The following is a 446-nucleotide window of genomic DNA, read 5'->3' as shown; positions in this document are numbered from 1 at the left end:
GCAAGTTCCAAAAAGATATTCTCAATTATCACTACCACCAGAAAGCGTCTTGGTATCTGGACGGGTGTCGGGCGCTGGGTCTGCCTGCGAATGGCTTTGCATGGCTGGCTATCGAAAAAGAGCAGCCCTACGCCATCGGGCTGTATATGGCCAGTGATGAAATGCTGCAGCTGGGCCGTTCTGAAATGCGCCTGATGCTGACTCAGTTCGCTGACTGCCAGCGTTCTGGAATCTGGCCGGGCTATCCCGACGAATTCTGCACCATCGAGTTGCCTGAATGGGCACGAGCCGCTTAATCGTCTGTCTGAATAAGGAGTTCTGTTATGGCAGGGAATGCTAAAAAAACACCGGCAAAGCAGCCGGTACCAAAAAAAGAAAAGGCCGCTGACGGTGGCCAGCTCACCATCAAAGACCTGTTGCGTCAAAACAAAAACACCATAGCTCAA

The 446-nt window shown here is 51.8% G+C and carries 1 protein-coding gene; it reads left to right on the top strand.

Annotated features, from left to right (window positions below; translation table 11 throughout):
* The coding region (locus AK963_RS30630; RefSeq protein WP_175404803.1) for a PD-(D/E)XK nuclease-like domain-containing protein at positions 1-296 on the top strand (296 nt) is incomplete at its 5' end.
* Positions 297-446: the final 150 nt, after the last annotated feature.

Origin of the sequence: Endozoicomonas atrinae, assembly GCF_001647025.1 — a bacterium.
GTDB classification, from domain to species: domain Bacteria; phylum Pseudomonadota; class Gammaproteobacteria; order Pseudomonadales; family Endozoicomonadaceae; genus Endozoicomonas; species Endozoicomonas atrinae.
The sequence above is the reverse complement of the archived record's forward strand: the minus strand, read 5'-3'. Positions and strand labels throughout refer to the sequence as shown.